Source organism: Psychromicrobium xiongbiense (assembly GCF_030271165.1).
Lineage (GTDB): Bacteria > Actinomycetota > Actinomycetes > Actinomycetales > Micrococcaceae > Renibacterium > Renibacterium xiongbiense.
The window spans coordinates 18441-43475 of the sequence record NZ_JASSZH010000022.1; the positions used below are offsets into that span (position 1 = coordinate 18441).

Genomic DNA, 25035 nt, shown 5'->3' on the forward strand with positions numbered 1-25035 from the left:
ATGAACGAAATGCCTGAGGGGAGCATCCCGGTGACGTACCGGAATACTCCCCTCAGGCGTCAGCGCCTGGCGGCTACCAACTCAGCGGCGCTTCATCACCCGCCGCTGGATGACCATGAACACACCCAGGACGATCAGCAGGAGCCCCAGAGCCAGTGCCCCCCACTCGATGTTGGCACCGGTATCGGGCAGATCACCGGACGGAGCCGGCGCTGCAGCCGCAGGAGCCGGGATCGGCACCAGTCCGGCATCAACATGATGCACATCCATCGCGCCGGGCACCAGGGAGATCACTCCACTGAGACCGTTCGGATCAATGTCCGAATCGACGTTCGGATCGCTGCCCGCCCGGACCTGACTCGCCGAGTAGCCGGCGGGCAGGTCCACCTTGATGCGGTAGTCGCCCACCGGGAGTCCAGTGAACCGGTAGTTGCCATCCGCGTCCGTCGTGGTCGTGATCGGGTTGCCGTTCGCGTCCTTCACCGGGTTCCCGTCCTTGTCCAGGAGGTGAATGGTCACTCCCGGCACTCCGGGCTCGTTCGGATCCTGAATGCCGTTGCCGTTCTGATCCAGCCAGACCCGATCACCGATGGAGCCGCGGTAGACCAGGCCGGCATCCACGTCGTTCTGATGCAGGTGGTCAGCATCAACCGTGATGGTCCGGGAATGCCCGGCGGCGTTGAAATCCGAATCCCGGGCAGGATCACTGCCCTGGCCTTCGGGGCTCAGCGTCGCACCAGCCGGAGGAACAACCTGCACGGTGTAGTCGCCCAACGGTACGTCGGTGAACTGGTAGTTTCCGTTCTGATCGGTGGTGGTCTCAGCGACCACGTTGCCGTTCTTGTCGAGCAGTTTCACGCTGACGCCAGGCACACCAGGTTCGTTCGGATCCTGGATGCCATCGCCGTTGTCATCGCGCCAGACCTTGTCACCGATGGTTCCCACCATGACCAGGCCGGCGTCCACATCCCGACGGTCCGAATTCGCAGCGTCAATGACCACAGGGGCAGAAACGCCGTTGCCATCCACATCAGAGTCCTTGGCAGGATCGTTGCCAGCACCCTCCTGAGTGAACTTCCGGTCTGCGGGCAGGTCGACCTTCACCTTGTAGGTGCCAGCGGGCAGGTTCGGGAACAAGTAGTTACCGTTGGCGTCCGTCGTGGTCGTCACGGGGTTACCGTTCGCATCCTTCACCGGGTTGCCGTCCTTGTCCAGCAGGTGAACCGTCACACCGGAAACACCGGGCTCGTTCGGATCCTGGATCCCGTCACCGTTCTGATCCAGCCACACCTTGTCACCAATGGAACCATTGACCACCAGACCAGCATCGACATCCCGACGATTCGGGTTGGCCGCATCAATCGACACCACATCGGAGAGCCCACTGGCATCGACGTTGGAGTCCTTATCCCGATCGCTGCCAGCTGCCTGCTGGGTGAACTTCCGGCCAGCTGGCAGATCCACCTTCACCCGGTAGTCTCCTGCGGGCAGGTTCGGGAACAGGTAGTTACCGTTGGCGTCCGTGGTGGTGGTCACGGGGTTACCGTTCGCATCCTTGACCGGGTTGCCGTCCTTGTCCAGCAGGTGAACCGTCACACCGGACACCCCAGGCTCGTTCGGATCCTGGATACCGTCACCGTTCTGATCCAGCCAGACCTTGTCACCGATCGAACCGTTGACCACCAGGCCGGCATCGACGTCGGTATGTACCGGCGTCTTGCTGTCCACCGTGATGGGGCCGGTCTTACCGGTGGCATCAATATCGGAATCCTTGGCAGGGTCGCTGCCAGCATTCTGCGTGGTCGCCTTGAATCCGTCGGGGTAATCAACCTTCACCTCGTAGGTGCCGGCAGGCAGGTTCGGGAACAGGTAGTTGCCGTTGCTGTCCGTGGTGGTGGTCACGGGGTTACCGTTCGCATCCTTCACCGGGTTGCCATTGCCATCGAGCAGGTGGACGGTCACTCCGGAAATGCCGGGTTCGTTAGGATCCTGGACACCGTCACCGTTCTGATCCAGCCACACCTTGTCACCAATGGAGCCGTTGACCACCAGGCCAGCGTCAACATCGGTCCGGTTGGGGGTGTTCTGATCAATGGTCACCGCATTGGAGAGCCCGTTGGCGTCGATATCGGAATCCTTGGCAGGGTCACTGCCAGCATTCTCCGTGGTCGCCTTGAAGCCTGCCGGGAGGTCGACCTTCACCTTGTAGGTGCCTGCGGGCAGGTTCGGGAACAGGTAGTTACCGTTGCTGTCCGTCGTGGTGGTCACGGGGTTACCGTTCGCATCCTTCACCGGGTTCCCATTGCCATCGAGCAGGTGAACCGTGACCCCGGAAACACCCGGCTCGTTCGGATCCTGGATACCGTCACCGTTCTGATCCAGCCAGACCTTATCGCCCAGCGAACCATTGACCACCAGACCAGCGTCAACGTCACGACGGTTCGGGTTGTTCGCGTCGATCGTCACGACGTCGGAGAGCCCACTGGAATCGATGTTGGAATCCTTCGAAGGATCACTCCCAGCACCCTGAACGGTGGCCTTCATTCCGGAGGGAATATCCACCTTCACCCGGTAATTTCCGGCGGGCAGGTTCGGGAACAGGTAGTTACCGTTGCTGTCCGTGGTGGTGGTCACGGGGTTACCGTTCGCATCCTTCACCGGGTTCCCATTGCCATCGAGCAGGTGAACCGTGACCCCGGAAACACCCGGCTCGTTCGGATCCTGGATACCGTCACCGTTCTGATCCAGCCAGACCTTATCGCCCAGCGAACCATTGACCACCAGACCAGCGTCAACGTCACGACGGTTCGGGTTGTTCGCGTCGATCGTCACGACGTCGGAGAGCCCACTGGAATCGATGTTGGAATCCTTCGAAGGATCACTCCCAGCACCCTGAACGGTGGCCTTCATTCCGGAGGGAATATCCACCTTCACCCGGTAATTTCCGGCGGGCAGGTTCGGGAACAGGTAGTTACCGTTGCTGTCCGTGGTGGTGGTCACGGGGTTACCGTTCGCATCCTTCACCGGGTTCCCATTGCCATCCAACAGATGAACGGTCACACCGGACACCCCGGGCTCGTTCGGATCCTGGATACCGTCACCATTCTGATCCAGCCAGACCTTATCGCCCAGCGAACCATTGACGATGGCGCCGGCATCAACCGTGTTGTCCACCGGGTTCGGACCGGTCAGCGTGACAACATCGGTGGTTCCGTTGGCCGGGTCGACATTCGAGTCCTTGGCAGGATCGCTGCCAGCACCCTTCTGCGTCCAGGTCAGACCATCCTTCAGGCCACTGAAGCGCACCTTGTACTTGCCCAGCGGCAGATCAGTGAAGTGGTAATCGCCGTTGGCATCGGTGGTTGTGGTGATCGGGTTGCCATTGGCGTCCTTGACCGGGTTGCCGTTCTCATCGAGCAGCTCCGCCTTGACACCCTGAATGCCCGGCTCACCCGAGTCCTGGATGCCATTGCCGTTCTGGTCCAGCCAGACGTGGTCACCCAGCGCACCCCGGAACACCACGCCGGCATCGACGGTGGTGTTGTTCGGGTTGGCGGCATCCAGCGTCACCGGATCAGACAGGCCGGTGGAGTCGACATCGGAATCAACCGTGGCATCGCTGCCCTGATGTTCAGGGGAGAACTTTCCACCGCTGGGAAGCTGCACCTTGACCCGGTACGTTCCCAGGGGCAGGTTCTTGAAGGAGTAATTTCCGTTGCTGTCGGTGGTGGTGGTCACGGGGTTGCCGTTCGCATCCTTGACCGGGTTACCGTCCTTGTCCAGCAAAGCCACCGTTACATTGGGGATGCCTGCTTCGCTGCCATCCTGGATGCCATTGGCGTTGTCGTCGTACCAGACGCGATCGCCGATGCTGCCCTGGGGCACCAGGCCGGCATCCACGTTCAGATCCTGCGGCTGATCACTGGTCAGCGACACCACCGGGGATTCGCCGGTCGTGGGATCAGCCGAGGAATTCTTCGACGGATCGCTCCCTGCCTGAGGCGTGGTGAAGCCCTGGCCTGCGGGCAGATTGGTGAACTTGACCTTGTACTGGCCGAGCGGAAGATCGGTGAACTTGTAGTTGCCATTGGCATCGGTCGTCGCAGTGATCGGGTTGCCGTTGGCGTCCTTGACCGGGTTGCCGTTCGCATCCAACAACTGGACGGTCACACCCTGGACACCGGGTTCGTTGGGATCCTGGATGCCGTCACCATTGGTGTCCTGCCAGACTTTGTCCCCGAGGACACCGTTCTGCGGCAGACGGAAAGAGATGCGCTGCAGGTCGGAGTTCGTTGAATCATTCGGAGAACCGGGCAGCAGGCCCTTCTCCGTCTGCACCATGTTGTAGCCGTTGATGCCGTCCGCATAGCCAGAGTTATCGCTCCCGAAGTAGGCCTTACCCGTGCTGTACTGGGCCGTGGGGAAGTCGCTGAACGGCGTCGCCTGTGTGTCCACCTGGAATTTCAGGGTGCTGAACGTTCCCTTAAGGATCACAGAGCCACAGCCAGCTAGCTCCGCGTTCGGCGACTCGTAGTCGGTACCGGCATAGTTCTTGTCCGGAGTGTCGCAGTGAGTGCTCGTATTCCTGCTGACCGCACCCAGAGTGGTGCTGGTGATAGCGAGGTCCGTGTGACCTGCAGACAACGCGGTGAAGCTCACCCCGGGAGTCAGCAGGGTCCAGTGAGTGTTGTTGAAGGAGCCACGGGCATAGCCGTTGACATACTGGAAACTCCAGCCACCCAGCCCGGAGATATCCATCACCGGGTCAGTCACCGGCTGGGAGAAGGTCAAGGTCAGTGTTCCCACCGGGGAGCAGATTCCGTCAAAGTTCTGGTGCGCAGCAGAGCCCATGGGCCCATTACATTTGGACGCGTTGGTGACCACGCCCAGAGCAGGAAGCTGAGAAGGCGTAGGGCTACCGATGAAGGTATTGGAAGTAGCACCATACGCACCCTGGTTGCTTCCATTCGTCAGTGAACTGGTGCCAGCGATCTGGCTGCTATCCAGTGCAAACTGGGCGGCGAGCTTCACGGCCCCGGTCCGCAGCGGAATCGAACTCGTGGCGGAATTCGTGGCGTAAGAACTCTGGCTGCTGTCCGTGTACTGAGTAGCGGCCGAGCCAGCATTCGTGAGCTGCCACGCATCATTGAAGACGTAGCCGTTCTGAGTGGCTGCCTCACTCACTGAGGCATTGACTACCTGGAAGGCGATCAGCGCACTGAGCGCTAACGCCATGGACAAGACAGCAGCGAGTGTCTGCCGCAGTCTTCGACGAAGCATGGGAACTCCTTAGGTTGATGGGTGGCGGGACCTGAGCCCCTTCACGACGCAGCCGAATGAAGCAGTAGACGCCGAAGAAGAAGGCAAATCTAGTTAAATGTACTACATTAAACGCTCTCAATCTCAGCTGAGCGCCTTCTGGGAAGGACATTCTTCGCAACACTGGAGTTTCACCAGGGATGGCACGACTGGGGGTCGTGGCCCACTGCCACGACCCCCAGTCATCTCAGACTCGCCTCTTACGGCGGTGCTGTACCAGCACGATGCCGCAGAGCAGACTGAGCAGACCCAATCCCGTCAGCCCCGCCAGTAGCTCCAGGTTCAGACCAGTGTCCGGCAGTGCCGGGCTGGATCCCTCGCTGGGGATACTGACCGACGCCGGATCTGAACTCACGTCCTGACCACCAGGCGCCTTGCCATGAGCCGTGGCGGTGTTACTCAGTGGCTGACCGGTCAGATCGCCGGACTGCACCGTGTAGCTGGCTGTGCAACTCAGCTGCTGCCCCGGCTCCAGAGCCGCGGTCTGCGGGCATTCCACGGGGCTGAGCTGTCCATGTCCGCTGAAGCTGCCCTCCTGCACCCCCGGCTTCGTGAGCGTCACGTTGCCGGTGTTGCGCAGCACAAACTGGTAGTGAATCACCTGGCCCACCTCACTGGCCTGCGTGGCGTCCGCGGTTTTCACCAGGGACAACCCGGGCTTGGCCGGAATCTTCACCGTGGCGGCCGATGGCGCCGAGGACACCGGTGCGGGCGAGGGATTCGCTGCTGTGGCGGGTGGCGTGCCGTTGGCCGTGGCCGTATTGCTCACCGCGCCAGCATCGGCATCGGCCTGCGTCACGGTGTACGTTGCCGTGCAGGTCGCCTGAGCCCCCACCTCCAGCGTGGTCTTCTCACAGCTCACCGGCGAAAGAGCTCCTGTTCCGCTGAACGAGCCCTCCTGCACCGTCAGGTCGTGGAGTGTCACGTTCCCGGTGTTGCTGAGCAGGAAGTGATAGGTGACAACCTCGCCCGCGGCACCAATGGTGTCCGGGGAGGCCGACTTGACCAGAGACAGAGCCGGGGCAGGAGCGGCACTGACCTGCGCGCTCGAGGGATCCGAGGTGGGGCGGGGTGCGCCGTTCGGCGGATCAGCACTGGCCGTCGCAGTGTTGGTCACCGTACCGGCATCGATATCAGCCTGTGTCACCTGGTAGGTGGCGTAGCAGGTGACCGAATCACCGGGAGCCACAGCCCCGCGGGGGCAACCAGCCTGCGGAGCGGAGCCAGTGCCACTGAAGGCGGTTTCGGTCACCGTGGGATCGGTGAGCGTCACGTTTCCGGTGTTGGTGATGACGAAGGTATAGGTCACCTGCTGCCCCACGGTGCTCACCGTGGCAGGATCGGCCGACTTCTTCAACGACAGCGCAGGGTTCTGCTTCGCGGTGACCTTGGCGTCACTGCGCGGCGAGGAGACCGGATCGCTGGATCCTGGCGGAGTGGCGGAGGCCGTGGCCGAGTTGGTGATATTTCCGGCGTCGATATCCGCCTGAGTGACGGCATAACTGGCCGTGCAATCGACCGACTGGCCTGGCGCAACGGTGGTAGCCGGGCAGCTGATGGCGCTCATCGTGCCGGTACCGCTGAACGCACCCTCCGCGATGGAGAGATTCTGCAGCGTGACATTACCGGTATTGCTCGCCACGAAGTGATAGGTCACCTGCTCCCCTGGCGTACTCACGGTAGCGGGGTCCGCAGACTTCTTCAGCGCCAGGGCCGGGGCCGGATCGATAGTGACCTTAGCGCTCGATGGCGCAGAGGTTGGGGCCGTGCCGCTCGGCGGTGTTGCCGAGGCGGTGGCGGTATTGGTGACCTGGCCGGCATCGACGTCCGCCTGGGTCAGCACATAGCTCGCGTTGCAGTCGGCGCTCTGGCCGGGCTCCAGCGAGACCGCCGGGCAGCTGACCTGCGGTGCCGCCCCCGTACCGGAGAAGGCTGTTTCCTTCACGGTTGGGTTCTTGAGGGTGACATTGCCCGTGTTCGTGACATGGAAGGTGTAGGTCACGGTGTCACCAGCCTTGCCTGCCTGTGCTGGCGATGCCGACTTGAGCAGGCTGATGCCGGGCTGGGGTTGCACGGGAACCGCCGCACTGGACGGCTTGGAGGTCACCGGCGCGCCACCCGGCGGGGTGCCGGTGGCGGAGGCCGTGTTGGTGACCTTGCCGGCATCGATGTCCGCCTGGGTGAGCTGATAGGTGGTGGTGCAGGTGACCTGCTGCTGCGGTGCCAGGTTCAGCGGCGAGCTCGGGCACTGGAGTGCGGACATGGTGCCGGTTCCGGAAAAGGAACTTTCATCGATGTGCACGCCGTTCAGTGGCACATTGCCGGTATCCGTGACGACAAAGCTGTACGTGATCGTCTGACCGACCTTGTACGCTGCCGCGTCCGATGGCGAAGCGGACTTCACCATGGAGATCCCCGGGGCGGGTGCCTGTACAGGGGTAGACGTGCTGGAGGGCTGTGAGGTGACCGTCGACTGGGTGCCGGCGACGGTCCCGGTAGCTGTGGCCGTATTGTTGACCTTCCCCGCGGATTGATCGGAGCTGGTGATGGTATAGGGCTTGTCAGCGGTGCAGGTCTCCGAGTCCCCGGGAGCGAGGTTTCCTGCCGGGCAGGACACTGATCCCGCTTTGGCGTCGCTGATCGTCACTGGGTTGAGAGCGGTCTTCCCGGTATTGGTCACCGCGAAGGTATAGCCAATGGTGTCACCGGCATCGGTGAGGCCGTCCCCGTTGGCATCCTGCGGGGTGCCGGCCTTTTTGACCAGTGAAATACCGGTGGGCTTGGCCGAGTTGGTGACGGTGCAGTTGATCGCATCCCCCACGTGGACGTTGACGGTGGCGCTGGTGCCCACCTCACCGCTGGGTAGCGTGGAGTCCTGCTGTCCGTTCCGCGTACAGGACCAGGAGGCGTCATAGTTATCGAGGTTGCCGGACAGAGCCGATTCACCGAACGTGAAGGGGGTGCCATCACCAGCCACCACCACCTTTTCCGGCCCTGCGGTGGCGGTGGTTCCGGTGGGGCCGGTCTGGGCAGACATGAATTGGGTGCCGTCGGGATCCTGGACTCCCACCTGGATCTGAACATTGTCCCCGGTGAAACGATTGACCAGCTTCTTGTTGATCTGCAGCTGGGAGACAAGTACGCCGAACGCGATACCTTCACGACCTCCACCGACCATGGTCTGGGTGAAGGTGGTCGGTGCCGTGGCGGCCAGGATGGCAGTGCCGGTCTTGGCGTCCGTACCTGCACCGGTGCAGGTAACGCTCCGCGTGCCCACTCCGGTGAAGCCACCGGCGCAGGCATTGCCCAGCCCGTTGGAAGTGCCATTGGCCGTCAAGGAGTTGATGGGCGTATCCGAGGTCCAGGTGATGGATTCCTTGACATCGGTGGACTCGGCATCGGCACCGACCAGTGCGTAGCCGTGGATCTCCTTGCCGGTGGGGCCGATGACCTTAATGTTGCTCAGCGTGGCCACCGTCGTGGTGTGATCAGAGGTCTGGTAGAGCGCCGGCTTACCAGCCACACCGGAGTAGTGCCCGTTATTGCCCAGGTAGGCACCGGACCATGTCGGGAAGGCGTAGGCCGACGCCGGGCCGCCCGTGACCGTCAGAGTGAACGTCATCGTCGACCCGCCGGGGAGCGCCATCGTCAGGTCCTGGCCGGTGGACGCGGCCTGCGCGTTGTAGTTGCTCAGGTCAAGCCAGCAGAGGGTGTCCGCAAAGGTTCCAGTGCCAGTCTTCGCATAGTTACAGCTCGCTGTGCCAGCAGCCTGCGCCGATTCGGCGGAGATGAGTTGTACTGGCGCCACGAGAGTCAGAGCGCCCACCACCGCAATCGATAATGCGGTGAACATGCCAATCACTGACCGAAACCGGCCCCGCCTTCGAGCCGCTTGGGGGAAAATCGCTGGTATCCGCATCGGCGGGAGCTCCTCTATCTGTCAGGTATAGTCCCTGTGAAAACTATCAGGTCAATTGTCCTACATCAAGACATTTGACATTGTGACAACCTTCCCCCAAAAGCGGGTGGGGAGCGCCCCCAAATGTCACTCCCCACCCGCCACACAGAACCACCCCATTGGACCTACGGGAGGGTATGCCCAATGGGGTGGTCGAGGATTAGTGTAACAAGTGTCCTACATTTGAACTTCATAATCCGAAACCGCTCCTCCGGGAGCAGACTTCATGGTGATCCAGTCCGGATCTCCCGCAAGGATCTCCTCCCGGCGCTGATCCAGGGTTTCCTGCAAAAAGGCGGACAGCACGGCTTCGGCGCGCTCAGCGTCACGGTCCGCAATAGCCTGATAGATCCGCTCATTGGCCACCGCAAGCGCCACAGCGCACTGCGCGGGAAAGAGGAGACGCATCGTGGAACCCTGAAGAGACTCGATTCCCCGGATCAGGACGGAATTTCCACTGGCCTGCACCGCCAGGTCGCGAAACCGAACAGCCGCTTCCCGGCAGGCCTTCAGGTCACCGCGCTCGGCAGCCTCGCGGCATACCTTCACCGCCAACCCCATGGCATCAAGCGCAGATTGATCCCGGCGGAGCGCGGCAAGGCGTATTGCCAGGAGGTGAAAGGTGAGATGAGCCTCATGCAGATTGACCAGCTCCCGCACCGCCACTTCGTAGTCGTCGACGTCACCTGAGTCGAGGCGCCTATCCCGCATGCGCCCACAACCTTTCGCCGGCTGCCGACTCCACCTCTTCAATCACTCTCCAGAGCTCATGCCAGCTGCCGATATTCCGACCTTCCAGAAAGATCGGCGTCATTCCGCGCGCCGTGATGACAACCCGCGCGGCCGCTTGTGGCCACCCACCCGCAGCATGAGCGGCCCCGGACACCTCGACCACCGCCAGGTCTCCCTGCCAGGTCACGGAGGCGCCAGCGGGAGTGAGCGCCAAGGTGGTGGACAATTTGGTTTTGAAGTCGCAGAAGGCCACTATTTCCCAGAAATCCCGCGGGTCAATCTGCCGCACACCGATCGGGCCGTAATCTGCCATCACCTCATCGAGGATGCATTCGACATCGAACCGCTCAGCGGCCCCGTTCAGCTCGTCGATGACCTGCTGGCGCATCTCGGTCCGCGTGAGCTCGTGCTCACTCATGCTCCCCTCCACTCCTGAAGTCCGAACAAAAACATGTCCACCTCGCGACTGAATCGGCCACCCATCCAGGGAAGAAGCTACTCCTTCCCTCAACCCAAATGTAGTACATTTAGGCTCCGGAACAACCGTGGTGGACCATCCAAGACCCACCGTGTGGCGCGGCCAGTCAGCCACAGCCTTCAGGCCTCACTCTCGAAGGAGAAACCGCAGTGACCGAGTATTGGTATAACCTCCGGACGCACCAGGTCGAGGAGGACGCACTCTCCGACTGGACGCAGCTGATCGGGCCATACGCCACCCGGGAAGATGCGGAGCATGCCCTGGAAAAAGTGAGGGCACGCAACGACGCGTGGGAAGACAATGAGGAATACTGACTAAAGGTATCGGTCAGTGTCAGGAAAGGACCTTTGATGGTGTCTCAGAACGTGTCCCCCTCCCCCTCCGGTGATCGAGCCCCGGAGGCTCCTCAAAGTGTCGACGGGCTCTTGACCAAGTCGGCCATTTTCCTGGTCGCGGTGATCAACGATGCCGCCGGGGCCACGGCCACGGTACGGGATGCTCTCGCGGGCATCGAGGACCTGGTCAAAACTGTGGGATTCCGGGATCTGTCCGCGCAGCTCTCCTGCACGGTCGGCATCGGAAGCCGGGTCTGGACCTCCCTGACCGGCCGGGAACAGCCGGCAGAACTGCACCCTTTCCGCCGGATCGAGGGCCAGAAGCACACTGCGGTGAACACCCCCGGGGACGTGTTGTTCCATATTCGCTCGAACCGGGAAGATCTGTGCTTCGAATTTGAGCGGCTACTGCTGAACACCCTGGGCAGTTCGGTGACGGTGGTCGATGAAGTCTCCGGCTTCCGCTACTTCGACTCCCGCGATCTACTCGGCTTCGTCGATGGCACAGCCAATCCGGTTGGCCCGAATCTTCCCGAATCGACTCTGGTCGGTGAGGAGGATCCGGCGTTCGCCGGGGGCAGCTACGTCGTGGTGCAGAAGTACCTGCACCCGCTGCCGAGCTGGCAGGCGCTGCCCACCGAAGAGCAGGAACAGGTGATCGGGCGAACCAAAGCCGATGGCGTGGAGCTCCCGGACGCCGTCAGCGGGCAGAAATCCCACAAGACCCTCGCCACCATTACCGATGACCAGGGCGAACACGACATTCTCCGGGACAATATGCCGTTCGGGCGCCCGGGCAGTGGTGAGTACGGCACCTATTTCATCGGATACACGCGCAGGCTCTGGGTCCTGGAACGAATGCTGGAGCGAATGTTCATCGGCGATCCGGTGGGGCTCCACGACCGGATCCTTGACTTCTCCACAGCCCATACCGGGACAACGTTCTTCGCCCCTACCGCGACGATGCTCGCCGACCTCGATCAGGTGGAGGACGCCTCCTGATCAGGAAGCTCTTCGGGGTGGTCCAGACCGGTGCCCGCTGCAGGCTGGAGCCGTGGATCACCGGAGACATGTCCAAAGTGGTGAAACGGCATGGCTCTCCTCACATCGTTGTGATAACTCAGTGCCGTATCAGGAGTTCACCCTGATGATCTCCTCCTGATATGGGGCGATGATGCTGCCGGAGATCCGCAGATCCAGCAGCAGGAAGCTGCGGCTCGTCACCGGTTCGGCCGCCCAGCTTTCCAGGCGGTCAAGATCGGCCAGAGTACGCACGGTGACGCCCTCGGCACCGACGGCCGAGGCAAGGGTCGCAAAGTCCACCTCGGGAATCAGCATGGGCGCGCGGGCCAGCCCCTTGAGGCCATAGAGATTGATTTCAGCGCCGTAGGCGGCATCATTCCAGACCACGGCAATGCCGCGACCGGCCGCGGTGCGCACCGCTGTCTCCAGGTCGGCCAGCGCCATCAGCCCGCCGCCATCGCCGGTGCTGAGCACGATGGCGGCTTCCGGCTGAGCCATGGCCGCCCCTGCGACACTGGGCCAGCCGAGTCCGATGGCCTGATACGCGGTGCCGACCATCATCATTCGCTCCGGGGAGGCCACCGGCCAGTACATGTTCGCCCAGCCCAGGAAGTGGCCGCCGTCGGTGACCACCACACGCTCATCCGGCAGCAGATCGGCGATCCGGCGCGCTGCGGAACGCGGGTCCAGCCGGCCGTCCTCAGCGAGGTCGTGGCCGGGATCCCGGCGCCGGGCCGCCGCTAGGTCGACATCTTTGCGCCATCGCGGGCTACCTTCAGGCTCTGCATCGCCCAATGCGTCGAGCAGCTGCTCCGCCACCAGAGCGGCGTCCCCGCGGACAAACCGCCCCACATGCGGATGCGTCGCCGTGGGAGTCACATCGACCTGATAGATGCGGGTTCCCGGCGCAAACAGCTCCCCGAACCGCATGGTGAACTGATTCAGGGAGGCACCGAACACCACGGCGACATCGGCCTGGCGGATCAGCTCCATGGCGCCCTCCGCACCGAAGCCGCCCGTGACGCCCAGGTCATACTCCGTCTCCGGGAACAGGCCCCGGCCCAGAGCGGTCGATGCCGTCAGCGCCCCGGTCCGTTCAGCCAGCGCCCCGAGCGCGGGGCCGGCCTGAGCCAGCCAGGCTCCCCGACCGGCCAGCAGGAAGGGCCGCTGTGCGGTGCTCAGGGCCTTGGCGAGTTCCTGGATGGTTGCCGCGGTGAATTCTCCCTGCGGTGCCACCGGGCCGGGGACCTGCGGGGCCGGAAGCTCCGGGACCTCGCCGGCATCGACCGTGGCGACATCGTAGGGAACGGCCAGCACCACCGGCAGGCGGTAGCTGAGGGCGTGTTCCAGCGCGATGACGGTGGTGGCCGCCGCATCCGTCCGGCCGACGGTATATGTCCGCGCGCCCACCGCCGCGGCGAGTGCGATCTGGTCCACGTCCCAGGGCCGCGGGCCGGAGGTGGGCTCGTCTCCCACCACAAGGATCAGCGGGATCCGTGCCTGTACCGACTCGGCGAGCGCCGTCAGAGTATTGGTGAATCCGGCCCCGTAGGTGGTGGTGGCCGCAGCGATCCGGCCCGAGGCACGGAAGTGGGCATCGGCGGCGACCACGGCACCCTGCTCGTGGCGGACCGCGGTGAACCGGGCGTCGGTATGCCGCTCCAGGGCGTCGAGGAAATAGGCGTTGCCGTTACCCATGACGCCGAATACTTCACAGAGATGGGCGGCAAGGGTACGTGCAACATGGGTGGCGACAGTGGGCATGGTGAACCTCAGCGAGTCAGAACGGGTATGGAAGGCCGTATATGTCTCGCCTCCGCGTCATCGCGGGGGGGTGTGCCCCTTTTTCGAGCACCGACGTGTCATCGCCGGACACCGTAAGTGTAACCGGCCGCCAGTGACGCGAGTTAGCTTAGCTTCCCCGTGCAACTTCTGCTACACAGTGGGGAGAGGGAGCGTAACGCACCGTGGATTGCTCAGCCGTTGGGCCTGCTGGGCATGTTCTGCGGTGCCCATTTATTGCCGTCCGGATCAGCGAAATAGACGAAGCTCCCCCAGTCCAGGACCTCGATGTCGCTGACCTCCATTTGCAGGCTGGGCGCGGTGCCAGCCGGAGCATCGTTGGGCCCCTCCCCGATGCAGATGGAGCAGGCTGAACCCGGCGGGGTCAGCTGGACGAAGCGGATGCCCGCACTGGGCCGTTCATCGTGGTCGGCGTTGAAGCCCACCTGATTGACGTAAAAATCCTTGGCCCGCCATCCACGGCCTACCGCTTATTCAGGCCTTCTTCCTCGCCGCGTCCCCCATACTGGGGTCAAATTCTGGGAATTATTGAAGATCAGCACCAGCTGCCGAGGACTGAATATCACACGAGATTCTTCCAGAGTCGCGGCGACATTCCACGCTGAATGCAGAAGACTAACTCGATCGCACGCATGATAAACACCATTTCATACGCACCATGGTGTCGCCCCAGGAGGGTTCCGAATGGTTCAGAACACAATAATTCGGCAGCCGCTCATATTGGCCCTCATTCCCGCCCATAATGAGCAAGACGTGATCGGGCAGACTCTCATGTCACTCCAACAACAGACAATCCGGCCGCACTGCACTATGGTCATTGCGGACAACTGCAGTGACAACACTATTGATATTGCTCGAGGGCAAGGCGCTCAAGTCCTGGAGACGGTGAGAAATACTGACAAAAAAGCCGGCGCTGTGGGCGGCGTCTTTCGCGGCGGTCCAGGAGGGGGCTTCGTGGGGCACCTGCAACGCAACGAATACGCAAGATACGCCCGAGACGTTCGCCGCCTCCACGGGAAATGTCTGGTGGTCACCGGCACAGCAGCCCTCTTCCGCGCAAGAACTCTCCGTGTGGTCTCAGCGGCTGCGATGGAAACGAGGGGCGCTGGAGAACTGTTTCCAGTATGGCTGGACTGCCGTGACGCGCCCTTGCTGGGGGCGGCAGTTGCTGTCCCTTTTCGGCATGCTCATCACGCTGGCCTACTTCGGAGCGATGGCGATTGTACTGGGGACGGGGGCCGGGCTCAGCATTCATCCGTTCTGGCTCGCCGTCACCGGTGTTTTCGTGATCGAACGTGCGGTGACAATGTGATTACGTGGTTGGAAATACATGCTGGCAGCCGCCTTCATGTACGAACTGGTGATCGATCTATTTCTTCAAATGGTTTTCGCGAAGGCGTATGTCGATGCAGCCCTCAACAAAAAGAAATCGTGGTAGAAAACGATGTACAACAATATGGCAGCTCCCGCAGTAGCAGGAATCGGGTCAGGAACGCTCGCCATGACTGGCGCAGGTGATGTGTTCTGGCTCGGACTTGCCGCATTCGCCATGATCGCCCTCGGTCTTGGGGTGAAGAGAATTCTTCCCGTGCGCTCCGTCTCCGCCCAGGGGACGGCAAAGTAGCCTGGAGTGACCAGTAGCCCTCCTCAGGAGGTGCTGGTCACTTTGCTGGGGGGAAAGACCTCCAGGTGGACTTCGCGGGTTACCCGCCCATGCTGTTCACCTGGAGGTCTTCTTTCCCCCGAAAAGTATTCTTAGGCCAGCTCACTGTCGTGAAAGTGCCGCTAGGCGTCGGGAGACACGAATTTCTGCGGGGGATGCAGATCAACATATCCACCTGACCAGGCGATGCGACCGAAATCCAGCTTGGACCGAACGGTAATTCCTGCAGCACCGTATTTCTTTTTAACGCGGTCAAGATATTGCTTAGCCGTCTCCCGACCAATGTTCATCGCCGTGGCCACCTCCTCTAGAGTAAGACCCGAGGCATAGAGAACAAGCGCCCGCTCCTCCTGGATGCTGAGCGCTGGCCGATCCGGATCCCCAGCGATGAGGGAAGCGACTTCCGCAGTCATCCACTCTTCTCCGCGAAGCACCGTGTAGATGGCTGCGAGAATATCTTCCTCAGCGTCTCGCTTACCGACGACGCCGGTGACTCCAGCACGGATAATGCTCCGGGTGAGCGGCGGGGAGGCGAAGGCAGAGATCACCACGATCAGAAGTCCGCCCTTCAAGAACGCCTTGACCAGCTCCACATCCACGCTTGGCGCTCGCTCCACCATCAAGTCCAGCAGGAGCAGATGCGGCCACCGCTCTTTCGGTGCCGAACGCAACCACGCGACAAAATCTGGAGCAGACGTCCCACTAAAGATGATGTCGAACCGACCTGCTTGAGTCAAAAGTTCCTCGGTGCGGGTTCGTTGAAGAAAATGATCTTCTACCACCGCAACGCGCCAACCACCCGCTTGTTCAGTATTCATTCATGCCCCCCCGGCTACAGCTCCCCAGCTGCATCGGCTCATATTAGCCCGGCATCCGGACGAGTCACCAAACCCGCTCCGTCATGCTTCCGCACACTCTCCCCGGCGATGACCCCTGCATGGGGGTCTTTTCATCCATTCGCATGACTTCCATCCGAGCCCTTCCGTAACCTCGATTTTCGATGGACAAAAGATGATATGGGGGATCTGTTGTGGGTTTGTGGAAATGCTTTGGCCTGATTCGACGGGTGGCTCGCCCACAACCACAGGGTCCTGCCCCTGAATATGCCACGGCCACTTCGGACCACCTCTACCACGCGCGACACCTGGGCCGGGGTAAGCGTCCGGCCACTGTAGCAAGGCATACCTGGGCCACCCGCTTCCTCAGCGCACTGCTCATCGCAGTCGCAGCAGTCGCTACCCCACTGGCGGTGACCGGCGCAGCAGCCGTGACTGCCGTGCCGGGTAGCAGCGTCTACATCGGTTCCTCGGTCGGCTACGGCGGCACATCTGCGGAAGCGATCTACCTGAACGGCACCGGTCAGGGAACACCTGACTACTATGCCTACTGCATCGAACATAACGTCGGTCTTGTCCGCAGTGTCGTGGGAACGGTCGGCAGCGCCTCGACCTTCCTCGGTACGAACTACTTCACCAACAACCCTACGGTGCAGGGCAAGGTCCTGTGGGTGCTCGCACACAGCTACCCAGCGATGAGCCTGGCAAGCTTCGGCGTAGCGGCGGGTGTGCCTAACATCTCGCTGAACGACGCGATCGAAGCCACCCAGTACGCCATCTGGCGGTACACCGACCTCAACTGGGACACAGCGTGGAACTGGAGTTCTACGAATTCGCAAACGGCGTATTGGTACCTGGTCAATGGGGCAAATGCCAGCACGGGGCTGACCCCGGCTGATCTGACCGTTACGGCATCGATCACCGGGCCAACGGGCGCCCAAACCTCAGGGTCTCTGATCGGGCCCTTCGTGGTCCACACGAACCAGCCAACAGCAAGCGTCAGCGCCAACCCGGTGTACACCTTCGTCGATGCAGCTGGTAACCCGATCAACGCGAATGCGGTAGTGGACGGCCAGGTCATTTACCTCGATCTGCGCGGATCGATCGCTGCAGGGTCGGTTACCGTGACCATCTCGGCACAGGGCGCCAGCGGGACAGGACTCGTCATTTCGGCACCCAAGACGGCCGGTGGCACCCCCACAGCGGGCTCCCACGGACAGAGCCTCATCCTGGTAGCGCCGAGCACCGCAACCACTACCGACTCGGCGAGCGCATCGTGGGCCGCAGTACCACAACCGACCATCGGAACAACTCTGGTGGATGCGGCCGATGGCGACCACACCCTGATCTGGAGCGGTGGCACACTAAACGATTCGGTGGCCTATCAGAACCTCGTCCCAGGAACGCAATACACGCTGTCTGGCTTGCTGATGGACAAGGCGACCGGTACCAGCACGGGGTTGACCGGTTCCACGACATTCACCCCGACCTCGGCCAGCGGGACGGTGACCGTGAACTTCACGGTGCCCTCAGGCTTTGCCGGACACGCACTGGTGGCCTTTGAATCACTCTATAAGGGAACAAACACCACCGGAACGGCGATTGCGGTGCACAGCAACATCAATGACGCCGCGCAGACGGTCACGGTGGACGCGGCCCAGCCGACGCTTCAGTTCGCCAAGACCTCGAACCCGGTGGCGGGCACGGCAGTGAAAGCCGGGGACACCATCACCTATACCGTGACGGCGACCAATCCGAGTACGACGGTTTCCAGCACGGCAGGCGCTCTCACCGATGACCTGACGAATGTGCTGAGCAAGGCGACCCTGATCACCCCACCGGTGCTCAGCTGCAGCCCAGCAGCAAATGCCTGCGGAACCCTCAGCTATGTGATGGGTGCCTCAATCATTGCTTGGACCTCCAACTCGGCCAAGCCACTGGCACCTGCGACGACCGCAACCATCACGTACACGGTCACAGTGAAGTCAGGGGTGACGGGCTCACTCAAGAACGTCCTGACCGAGCCGGGCATCACGGTCGAGCATCCGATCATCACCTGGAACACGGTGGCCATCGGGCCGGTCAAGAACATGGTCAACCAGCCCACCAACGGTGCTGCTCTCGGCTCGGTTATTGACTACCAGGTCACCCAGTTGATCCCGGCCCTGGCCACCGGGCAGACCTACCAGAAGTTCATGGTGAACGACACGCTGGACGCGAAGCTGACCCCGGTCACCGCTTTGCCCACCATCACGGTCAACGACGCGACCAACACCACTGTGACCTTCACGAGCGGAACCGACTTCACCCCGGTCTGGAACGGCCAGAAGTTGACCGTGACCTTCACTGCTGCTGGTCTCGCCAAGCTCGTCGCCGGCCACAACGTCGTCGTGGGCTTTAAGGCCACCGCCAACGCCATTGGCGCGATCAATAACCAGGCATTTGTCAACCTGAACGACTACACCCTGACCCCGGGGCAGTCGAACACCCCGGACGGTTCGCCGACCAACACGGTCCAGACCCGCTGGGGCGGCGTGACCCTGAAGAAGGTCGACGCCCGTATGCCTAACGAGAACCTCTCCGGCGCCCAGTTCACCGCCTGGATGGGCACCACGGATCAGAGCGGCGCGTGCGTCGCAAGCAATGGAACCACCGGGTTCACCCAGGTGACCGCACCCGGCACGTCCAACCCGTACATCGTCACCTCTGACATCAACGGCAGCATCGTGATTCCCGGCCTGTGGGTCGGCGACACTCAGCTGCAGGTCAACCCTGACGGCTCAGTCCAGAACGTGACGGTCGCTGGTCACGACTTCCAGCAGCGCTGCTACCTGCTGCAGGAACTCGTGGCTCCGGCAGGCTATGTGCTACCCACAGGCAACGCAGCCCTCACTCCCTTGATGGTCAAGACCGGCGCCAACGGCAGCGTGACTTCGCCGTACGCGCAGATCCCGAACACCCAGCAGAGCGTTCCTCAGCTGCCCCTAACGGGTGGCGACGGCCTGGTGCTCCTGACCACGGCTGGGATCGGACTCATGATCCTGGCCGCCGGCGGTTCGCTGGTGGTGGCCGCTCGTCGGCGTAGGCGCGAGGAGGTAGACGCGGCATAAGCCGTCGTTCACAAAGCGTTGGTGCGGGTGGCGTAGATGCTGATTTTGGGGGGATGCCACCCGCACCAACTTTTTAACGAACTTGTGTGTCACGAAGGGGCCGGGGTCAGGAACGATGACGATGACGGCAGATAACATTCGGCCCATGCGGCGGCTCGCAGGACGGCGTCGCTGGCGGCCCGGAACTCTCCTTATTCTGACCTCTCTGCTCGCCTTTGCGGGGGTAACGACCCTGGTGTATTCGCCAGCTGCCAGCTGGCTCTCCAGCATCAATCAGGCCTCAGTGGTCTCCTCACGGCCAACGCCACTGTCCCCGCCGGGCAACGAACCGTCAGCGGGAAGATTGCCGACTACAACTCGCTTCTGGTCACCCCTTCCGGTGTGATGGCTCGCATCCAGATTCCATCGATCAACGTGGATTTGCCCGTCTATCATGGCACCAGCGACCAGGTCCGGTCGGAAGGCGCCGGGCATCTGGAGGGAACCTCGCTCCCAGTGGGCGGAACAAGCACACACACACGGTCATCACGGGGCATCGAGGCCTCGCTGATGCGCTCATGTTCACCGATCTCGACAAACTCACACCGGGAGACGTCTTCATCATCACCGTGTTCGGACGAGTCCTTGCGTACAGAATCTTCGACAAACGGGTGTGGATCCTTCCGAGACGGCATCGCTGCGCCACAGGATGGTCGCGACCTGGCCACGCTCGTCACCTGTACCCCCTGGGGATCAACACCCAGCGCATCCTGGTGACCGGCGAGCGCATCACCCCCACTCCCGATGCGAGCAATACCCTTGCGAACACGCAGACGTCCAGGTTCAGCTTCCCTGGTGGATGGTCTGGTGGGGTGGATCAGCCGTCGTGATTGCCCTGTTCCTCTGGCGAGCTGGCCTGGAACGGCGGCGCTGGCCGCGGGCTCGGCGACGCTAACTCGTATAGGTCAGCTCCAGCAGGTCCACCGTTCCCAACTGCTCATGCCGCGCCACCGCTGTTGACGCCAGAGGAAGGTTCAGCGCCGGGCCAACGAGCGTGAGCTGCAAGCCGTCATGCACCGGGAAGAGCGATGCCGAGAGTTTCTCTCGCATTGGAGTGGACTGAATATTGTCCCGAATGGCAGCAGCGACGGCTTGTGCCGAGGCCTGATCGGGTGCATCGGTGGTTCCCAGCCGCAAGGTGAAGTTGATGCCCCGCTCACGCGCCAGGCCCACGGCGGACATCAGCGCCTGGCTCAGATGAACAAGCGTCGGGCTGATCTGCAGGAGCTGACGCAGATATCGTTCCTCTTCGGCGCAGGCCATCCGGGTGTCAGCGTCGCCTGCACCGCGCCTTCCCTCTGCCAGCTCCTGCAACAGTTGCGTTGCCGCATCGAGCCCGGCCTCTTCCCAGCGTCGGCGGTCTGATTGTGCTGCCCTCTCAAGCTCAGTCCGCAGGCGGAGGGCAAACGCACGTTGTTCTGCGCGGGAGCCGTCCTCGCTGAGCTGAGACATTCTTCTCTGAAACAGCACCCAGATCCCAGAGAACATCAGGCCAGCGCAGCCCGCAGCGGCAGTGATCTGAGCAGCTGTCACCGAGAGTGGCAGGACGAAAACCACCATGACCGCCACCAATGTTCCCCAGGCCACCGTCCCCACGACGCGCACCGCTCGTGACGGGTACAGTGCCAGCAAGAGGACAAATGGCCCGGTGGGTGCCAGAGCTTGCCAATATGCTCCGCCTACTGTCCCGAAACCTGTGGCCACCGCAGCGAAATAGCAGACGACGCACGTCCCAGCAATCAGCACACTCGGCAAAACACCAGGCAAAACAGTCCGAACGTACCGACGGGCTGCGGGGTGGACTGATACACACACGATCACCATGACACCGATCATCCTGAAGAGTGCAAAATCCTGATCTACACTTCCACCCAGAGTAAGGATCACGGCAACCGCAGTAACTCCGATAGCCCAAAAAGTGGCCGCACGCTGACGCAACGCACCCGAAATTTCCAGTGGATTCTGCCCAGCCATCGTGCTGACGGCGCGCTCTGAGGTGCCAAGATCTACAGAGAGCCGCACAGTTGTTCCATGGACGGCGGTTCCCCATATTTCGGCGTTAAGACCGTGGTCCCTGGCCCGGGCAAGGATCGATTGGTCGACCCCACGTCCGCGAGGAATCCCCTTGCCCATGCCGATCCCGAAGTCCCGCACGCTGACAGTCAGCTTTGCACCGCGCACAGCGCACTCAATCTCAATGTGATCTGAGCCAGAGTGCTTGGTCGCGTTGGTCACTGCTTCGCGAACGCAGCCCACTATTGCCTGGACGACGTCGTCCGGCAACGCCAATCTGTCCGCAGCATCGCTACTGAGCCCCTTCCGCTCAATCTGCAGGCCAGGCTGGCGGAAAATGTCGCTCAACCTCACTGGAGCACTGGCCGCCCGCGCCTCGCGCAAGGTCCGCAACAAGACGACATCGCGCGCACATTGCTCCTGCACTCGCAGCGCGTTCTCCGTCCCAGCTCCCCCATTGGCAATCGCTCCGAGTGTGTTGATGGCAGTGTCATGGAGCACCCGTGACTCTTCCGCCAGCTGAACACCACGACGCGTCACGAGCTCCGAGCGATGCAACGCCTCGTGAGCAGATCTCTCCGTCTGATCCGCCTCCAGAGACTGGCGCAGCAAGGCACGGAGGCCAAGCCGAACCGCCACAACGATGGAGATCTGGGCGATAACAATCGAGATCGGGAATTGCCTACCCCACTCTGGTAGGCCTACCCAGATGCCACCTGCAATGACCAGTGCAGCAGCAATGACTGATAGAACAACGTACCGTCGCAGGATCAGCAAAGATGTCACGCACGCCGAGAAATTGAGCTGCCAGCAGGTGGCGAACGTCAGTGTTGAATCAACATCGCCCACCCTGAGAAAACTCCAGAGCGCCACAGCTGTCATGCTGAGCGGCAGGAGCAACGGCGGGAGATACACTCGCATGCCAGTCAACGCCACAAGTCCCAACAGGGCCTGAGCCACGGCCTCAACCAGGCCGTCCGTTCCCAGCGAGCAGAACGTTGCCCACACCATCACTCCCTGCCAGACAGCAATGGCCAGCAACGCTATTCGACTCATAGAGCGTGTCAAAGACTCCGTGGCCCACCCCGGCGATGGCGGAACGAGCCCTTCTGCCGACCCCAGCCCCACAGCGGCCACGGCCGTAGTCACCGCAGTAGTGAGCATGGATCGAAGCCCGCTACCCATCCCCCTGACAGACCCGATCATCGGCAGCACTTCCCTGCTATGCCTTCGGCGCCAGGTTCTGGTGCATTGTCCCGGATACCAGCTTCATCGCGTGGCCCCCGGCCTCGGCATCCCGTTTTTGAGCGCCTCCACAACGGCCTCGTGATCCTGACGCAGAGAGTCCTCATCAGTTGGCCGTTGGAGACCATCGTGGCGCACATGAGGCTTGAGTCCGCGGTGCAGCTCCGCCATCAACGTCTGGTGGAAGCGAGTGTGCAGGGTGGACCGTTCCTCCAGATCCGCGGCAACCCGCCTGCGGAGAACGGCTTCCAGCTTACTCGCGGAACGCATGTAGGTGCCGTCCCCGGGACAGGATTCCAGCAAGCCAAGACGCACCAGGCCACGCATCTGCGCCCCTATCTGAACCGACAGAGGAATGCTGCGGACGGTCGGTTCAAGTTGTTGCATCATCTTAGAATAGGTCATCTGCCCCGGGTGTGCCCTGGAATAACCACCATGAGCAATACTGAACAGAGGTGTTAGCCAGTACTGGGAAAGGACCTTTTGACGGCCTCGCAGAATGTTGATGGACTCCTCACCAAGTCAGCCATTTCCTGCTCGTGGTAATCAACGATGCCGCCGGGGCCACGGCTACGGTACGGGATGCTCTCGCGGGCATCGATGATCTTGTGAAGACCGTATTCGCTCACACCGGGAAGATCTGTGCTTCGAATGTGAACGGTTACTGCTGAACACCCTGGGCAGTTCGGTGACGGTGGTCGATGAGGTCTCCGGCTTCCGCTACTTCGACTCCCGCGATCTACTCGGCTTCGTCGATGGCACAGCCAATCCGGTGGGACTCCACGACCGGATCCTTGACTTCTCCACACCCCACACCGGCACGACGTTCTTGGCCCCTACCGCGACGATGCTCGCCGACCTCGATCAGATGGAGGACTGACCCGCATCAGCCGACGGCGTATCGGCGAGAACTCGCTCATGGATCTGGCGAGTGAGTTCGTGAATCGTCCGGGTGAGATTGGTGTTTTCCACCAGCAGCTGCTCCTGAGCCAAGTAGTCGTGATCTGCCTTCACCTGTTGGAAAGCGGCCTGACGGTTCTGGCCAATCATGACGAAGGTGGAGAGGAAGATCGCTTCAAGGGAGACGATCAGCGTCAGGGTGGGCCACGGGCTCTGTTCGAATACCAGCATCCATACGGCAAAGAGCACCACGTGCAGATAGACGAAATTCATGGACCCGGCAAAGGCGGTGATCGCATCCGCAATACGAAGCTGAAGGCTGGATGCCCTGCGCTCCGCCTCCGCGAGGACCGAAGGATGCAGCCTGGTCTGCTCACTGTGTGCAAGCAGACGTTTAGGCCGCAGATAGGGGCGCAGATGCGGACGCGGGCCCTGCCCTGGGCTCGCCGTGTGGGTTGAAGCGTTCTCGGTCTGCTGTGTCATGCGTCCGGTCCCTTGGCTCACGGCGAGCGCTCCCCGCCTCTGTGAGCAGAGTAGCGCGCCTGGGACCAACCTCGACTTCCCACACCCTTGAGTCAGTCACTCCTGCCGCTGGTCAGCTACGCCATTCGCGCCGGCGGTTCCATCCGGCCACGATGAGGAGACCAAGGGCAATCAGCACAGCTCCGCCGACCAGGAGGCCGTAAGGCAGGGTGTTGCCGGTGTTCGCTAGATGATCCACCTCCGCCTGGTTCACCTCACCCTGACTTGCCACCTCAGGAACAGTCGGAGTCGGCTCGGCAACAGGTATTGTGGCCCCACCGCTCGAACCTGTTGCCGAGTCTCCCGCAGTTCCGTTTGCGGCGGCTGCACTGCTCCCGTTCGAGGTGCTCGCCCCAGAAGCGGAGTTCGTTCCAGAACCGTTGCTCGCCCCGGAACCACTGCTCGCAGCGCTACCGTTCGCGTTTGCGGCGGTTCCACTGTTCGCGGCAGCACCGGCGTCAGCGTTCGCGTTCGCCGGTGGCTGGATCGCGTCGGCGACAAAGGTGGAAGCCAGCGAATATTGACCGAGCGAACCGTAGGCAGCTGCCGCCATCGTGGTGTCAGTCGCAGTGACCTTCGAAAGATCGCCGTAGCCCACTCCCTCAATCGTGACGTAGTAAGTCCCCGCCGCAAGCTTGAGCTGCGCCGCCGCACCATTGCCGGTCAGGGAACGGTATCTCTGTGCCCCGTAGCGATCGTCCTCCACGAGCCCGAGCGCTGGATCGTAGGTTCCGATCACGGCCCCCGACGCGTCCTGCACCGTCATCTTGATATCCAGCATCGGCCCGTAAAGTGCCGGTTTGGCATCCAGAGACAGGCTCCCAGCCTGAGACAGGGTGAGAGCGAAGACGTCTTTGTCCCCATTACGTTCCACCACGCCGTGAGCTGCATCCGTAGGGTTCATGGGGGTCGCTGTTGCTGGGGTGTTCCCGTGGTCGTCAGCTGCATAGTCGAGACGCCCGGTGAAGTAGTCGTGGTACCCCACGTACTGACGGCTTGCCTCCGGGATGTCATCACAGGCAACCCCGACGACGGCGATCCATGCCACGCCGCCGCCGG

The 25035-nt window shown here is 62.0% G+C and carries 17 protein-coding genes and 3 pseudogenes; 9 read left to right on the top strand and 11 right to left on the bottom strand.

What is annotated here, in order from left to right:
* Positions 1 to 81 precede the first annotated feature (81 nt).
* The 4 genes from QQM37_RS09285 to QQM37_RS09300 form a co-directional block, all read right to left on the bottom strand.
* Complete coding sequence (locus tag QQM37_RS09285; RefSeq protein WP_285726803.1) at positions 82 to 5280, bottom strand: SdrD B-like domain-containing protein; 5199 nt, start codon at positions 5278 to 5280, stop codon at positions 82 to 84.
* A gap of 226 nt (positions 5281 to 5506) precedes the next feature.
* Positions 5507 to 9172 (bottom strand): DUF7507 domain-containing protein, encoded by a 3666-nt coding sequence (locus QQM37_RS09290; protein ID WP_285726805.1) that lies wholly within the window; start codon positions 9170 to 9172, stop codon positions 5507 to 5509.
* A 282-nt stretch (positions 9173 to 9454) separates the two neighbouring features.
* Positions 9455 to 9988 (bottom strand): FCD domain-containing protein, encoded by a 534-nt coding sequence (locus tag QQM37_RS09295; RefSeq protein WP_285726807.1) that lies wholly within the window; start codon positions 9986 to 9988, stop codon positions 9455 to 9457.
* Complete coding sequence (locus QQM37_RS09300; RefSeq protein WP_285726808.1) at positions 9978 to 10427, bottom strand: hypothetical protein; 450 nt, start codon at positions 10425 to 10427, stop codon at positions 9978 to 9980. Before QQM37_RS09300 ends, QQM37_RS09295 begins: the two co-directional genes overlap by 11 nt.
* Before the next feature lie 209 nt (positions 10428 to 10636).
* On the opposite strand from QQM37_RS09300, the gene QQM37_RS09305 reads away from it, so the two are divergent.
* Together QQM37_RS09305 and QQM37_RS09310 are read left to right on the top strand one after the other, a co-directional pair.
* The gene (locus QQM37_RS09305) at positions 10637 to 10801 is read left to right on the top strand and encodes an SPOR domain-containing protein (protein ID WP_285726811.1); all 165 of its coding nucleotides are present in this window, start codon (positions 10637 to 10639) and stop codon (positions 10799 to 10801) included.
* Positions 10802 to 10837: 36 nt separating this feature from the next.
* Positions 10838 to 11824: a Dyp-type peroxidase gene (locus QQM37_RS09310; RefSeq protein WP_285726813.1), complete on the top strand. Its 987-nt coding sequence runs from the start codon at positions 10838 to 10840 to the stop codon at positions 11822 to 11824.
* A gap of 129 nt (positions 11825 to 11953) precedes the next feature.
* On the opposite strand, the gene QQM37_RS09315 is transcribed toward QQM37_RS09310, so the two are convergent.
* Together QQM37_RS09315 and QQM37_RS09320 are read right to left on the bottom strand one after the other, a co-directional pair.
* Entirely contained in the window at positions 11954 to 13609 is a 1656-nt protein-coding gene (locus QQM37_RS09315; protein WP_285726815.1) for a thiamine pyrophosphate-binding protein, read from the bottom strand.
* 212 nt (positions 13610 to 13821) lie between these two features.
* On the bottom strand, positions 13822 to 14073 hold the full coding sequence (locus tag QQM37_RS09320) for a VOC family protein (protein WP_285726818.1): 252 nt from the start codon (positions 14071 to 14073) through the stop codon (positions 13822 to 13824).
* Between the two features lie 346 nt (positions 14074 to 14419).
* Here QQM37_RS09320 and QQM37_RS09325 point away from each other — a divergent pair.
* The 3 genes and pseudogenes from QQM37_RS09325 to QQM37_RS09335 form a co-directional block, all read left to right on the top strand.
* Positions 14420 to 14506: pseudogene (locus QQM37_RS09325) on the top strand (hypothetical protein); the annotation flags it as partial.
* A gap of 280 nt (positions 14507 to 14786) precedes the next feature.
* Positions 14787 to 14960 (top strand): hypothetical protein, encoded by a 174-nt coding sequence (locus tag QQM37_RS09330; protein ID WP_285726836.1) that lies wholly within the window; start codon positions 14787 to 14789, stop codon positions 14958 to 14960.
* Positions 14961 to 15149: 189 nt separating this feature from the next.
* Positions 15150 to 15272 carry a hypothetical protein gene (locus tag QQM37_RS09335; RefSeq protein ID WP_285726820.1) on the top strand — a complete coding sequence of 41 codons (123 nt, stop codon included), beginning with the start codon at positions 15150 to 15152 and terminating at the stop codon, positions 15270 to 15272.
* Between the two features lie 161 nt (positions 15273 to 15433).
* Here the strand turns inward: QQM37_RS09335 and QQM37_RS09340 are convergent, their stop codons facing one another.
* Positions 15434 to 16129, bottom strand: a complete 696-nt coding sequence (locus tag QQM37_RS09340; RefSeq protein WP_285726822.1) for a response regulator transcription factor — start codon at positions 16127 to 16129, stop codon at positions 15434 to 15436.
* A gap of 212 nt (positions 16130 to 16341) precedes the next feature.
* Here QQM37_RS09340 and QQM37_RS09345 point away from each other — a divergent pair, with 212 nt between their 5' ends.
* The 3 genes and pseudogenes from QQM37_RS09345 (at position 16342) to QQM37_RS14430 (ending at position 20126) form a co-directional block, all read left to right on the top strand.
* The gene (locus QQM37_RS09345; RefSeq protein ID WP_285726824.1) at positions 16342 to 19257 is read left to right on the top strand and encodes a SpaH/EbpB family LPXTG-anchored major pilin; all 2916 of its coding nucleotides are present in this window, start codon (positions 16342 to 16344) and stop codon (positions 19255 to 19257) included.
* 384 nt (positions 19258 to 19641) lie between these two features.
* Positions 19642 to 19707 (top strand): annotated as a pseudogene (locus QQM37_RS14425) (hypothetical protein); the annotation flags it as partial.
* Positions 19708 to 19814: 107 nt separating this feature from the next.
* Positions 19815 to 20126, top strand: coding sequence for a sortase family protein (locus QQM37_RS14430; protein WP_337250247.1), 312 nt, complete (start codon positions 19815 to 19817; stop codon positions 20124 to 20126).
* Positions 20127 to 20187: 61 nt separating this feature from the next.
* On the opposite strand, the gene QQM37_RS09355 is transcribed toward QQM37_RS14430, so the two are convergent.
* Both QQM37_RS09355 and QQM37_RS09360 read right to left on the bottom strand, forming a co-directional pair.
* Entirely contained in the window at positions 20188 to 22365 is a 2178-nt protein-coding gene (locus QQM37_RS09355) for a sensor histidine kinase (RefSeq protein WP_285726826.1), read from the bottom strand.
* A gap of 213 nt (positions 22366 to 22578) precedes the next feature.
* Positions 22579 to 22941, bottom strand: coding sequence for a hypothetical protein (locus QQM37_RS09360; protein WP_285726828.1), 363 nt, complete (start codon positions 22939 to 22941; stop codon positions 22579 to 22581).
* Positions 22942 to 23173: 232 nt separating this feature from the next.
* Between QQM37_RS09360 and QQM37_RS09365 the strand changes: the two are divergent.
* Positions 23174 to 23332, top strand: a pseudogene (locus QQM37_RS09365) (Dyp-type peroxidase domain-containing protein); the annotation flags it as partial.
* An 86-nt stretch (positions 23333 to 23418) separates the two neighbouring features.
* On the opposite strand, the gene QQM37_RS09370 reads toward QQM37_RS09365, so the two are convergent.
* Both QQM37_RS09370 and QQM37_RS09375 read right to left on the bottom strand, forming a co-directional pair.
* On the bottom strand, positions 23419 to 23937 hold the full coding sequence (locus tag QQM37_RS09370) for a DUF1003 domain-containing protein (protein WP_285726830.1): 519 nt from the start codon (positions 23935 to 23937) through the stop codon (positions 23419 to 23421).
* Positions 23938 to 24049: 112 nt separating this feature from the next.
* Positions 24050 to 25035: hypothetical protein (locus tag QQM37_RS09375; RefSeq protein ID WP_420030151.1), on the bottom strand; the 986-nt coding region annotated here is incomplete at its 5' end.

Excerpts from the sequence above, each read along its gene's own strand:
- QQM37_RS09285 (WP_285726803.1), bottom strand. The coding sequence starts at position 5,280 with ATGCTTCGTCGAAGACTGCGGCAGACACTCGCTGCTGTCTTGTCCATG.
- QQM37_RS09315 (WP_285726815.1), bottom strand. The coding sequence starts at position 13,609 with ATGCCCACTGTCGCCACCCATGTTGCACGTACCCTTGCCGCCCATCTC.
- QQM37_RS09370 (WP_285726830.1), bottom strand. The coding sequence starts at position 23,937 with ATGACACAGCAGACCGAGAACGCTTCAACCCACACGGCGAGCCCAGGG.
- QQM37_RS09355 (WP_285726826.1), bottom strand. The coding sequence starts at position 22,365 with ATGAGTCGAATAGCGTTGCTGGCCATTGCTGTCTGGCAGGGAGTGATG.
- QQM37_RS09290 (WP_285726805.1), bottom strand. The coding sequence starts at position 9,172 with ATGTTCACCGCATTATCGATTGCGGTGGTGGGCGCTCTGACTCTCGTG.
- QQM37_RS09295 (WP_285726807.1), bottom strand. The coding sequence starts at position 9,988 with ATGCGGGATAGGCGCCTCGACTCAGGTGACGTCGACGACTACGAAGTG.
- QQM37_RS09360 (WP_285726828.1), bottom strand. The coding sequence starts at position 22,941 with ATGCAACAACTTGAACCGACCGTCCGCAGCATTCCTCTGTCGGTTCAG.
- QQM37_RS09340 (WP_285726822.1), bottom strand. The coding sequence starts at position 16,129 with ATGAATACTGAACAAGCGGGTGGTTGGCGCGTTGCGGTGGTAGAAGAT.
- QQM37_RS14430 (WP_337250247.1), top strand. The coding sequence starts at position 19,815 with ATGTTCACCGATCTCGACAAACTCACACCGGGAGACGTCTTCATCATC.
- QQM37_RS09310 (WP_285726813.1), top strand. The coding sequence starts at position 10,838 with ATGGTGTCTCAGAACGTGTCCCCCTCCCCCTCCGGTGATCGAGCCCCG.
- QQM37_RS09335 (WP_285726820.1), top strand. The coding sequence starts at position 15,150 with ATGACTGGCGCAGGTGATGTGTTCTGGCTCGGACTTGCCGCATTCGCC.
- QQM37_RS09300 (WP_285726808.1), bottom strand. The coding sequence starts at position 10,427 with ATGAGTGAGCACGAGCTCACGCGGACCGAGATGCGCCAGCAGGTCATC.